Annotated in this window: 1 protein-coding gene; it reads left to right on the forward strand. The window is 66.7% G+C overall.

From position 1 onward, the window contains the following. Positions 1-16 precede the first annotated feature (16 nt). Positions 17-1,098: porin (locus tag EJO71_RS34230; protein ID WP_164546991.1), on the forward strand; the 1,082-nt coding region annotated here is incomplete at its 3' end.

A 1,098-nucleotide genomic window follows, 5' to 3' on the forward strand; every position in this document is an offset into this window, starting at 1 on the left:
AACTGGAGAACCCTGAATGAAGAAAACCCTCACGGCATTCGCTGCCCTGGCCGTCTGCGGCCTGGCTTCTGCCCAATCGTCGGTCACGCTGTTCGGCGTCGTGGACGCCGGCCTGACCTACCAGTCGACGACCTCGCGCGACACCACCACCGGCGCGTCGGTCAAGCAAAGCAGGACGAGCCTGGGCAACTCCGCCTACAACTCCAGCCGCATCGGCTTCCGCGGCACCGAAGACTTGGGCGGCGGCCTGGCGGCGAGCTTCTGGCTCGAAGCACCCATCACCAACGACGACGGCGCCACCGGCATCTCCACCTTCGCCCGCCGCTCCACCGTGAGCCTGTCGGGTGGCTTCGGCGAACTGCGCCTGGGCCGCGACTACACGCCCACCTTCTGGAACGACACCGTCTTCGACCCGTTCGGCACCAACGGCTCGGGCACCAACGTCATCAGCACCGTCAGCGGCAACACCACCATCAACAACGCCAACTACGTGCGTGCCAGCAACTCGATCGGCTACTTCCTGCCGCCGAACCTGGGCGGCTTCTACGGCCAGGTGCAGTACAGCCTGCACGAGAACGCCAGCACCGACGCGACCAGCACCACTGCGGCCTCGAGCAGCAGCGCGGGCCGTTATGTCGGCGGCCGCTTCGGCTATGCCAACGGCCCGCTGGACGTCGCGCTGGGCGTGGGCCGCAGCACCGTCGTGGACACCACCGCGCTGGAGCGCAGCGTGCAGACCATCAACCTGGGCGCCTCATACGACTTCGGCCCTGTGAAGCTGTTCGGTGAACTGTCGAACGTGAAGAACAAGTTCGACTACACGGCAGCGGCCGACAGGCACGACAGCTACAACGGCTACCTGATCGGCGCGACCGTGCCGGTGGGTGCGGGCCTGATCCGCGTGGCGTACTCGCAGGTTCGCTACAACGAAGGCACGGCGGGCATCACGGGCGAAGACCCGCTGGCGCGCAAGTTCGCGGTCGGCTACGTGCACAACCTGTCCAAGCGCACGGCGCTGTATGCGACGGTGGCGCGCGTGAACAACCGCAACGACGTGAACTACACGGGCAGCCTGGTGTCGGCGAGCACGACGGGCTA

This window comes from Variovorax sp. 679 (genome assembly GCF_003952185.1).
Taxonomy (GTDB): Bacteria; Pseudomonadota; Gammaproteobacteria; order Burkholderiales; family Burkholderiaceae_C; genus Variovorax.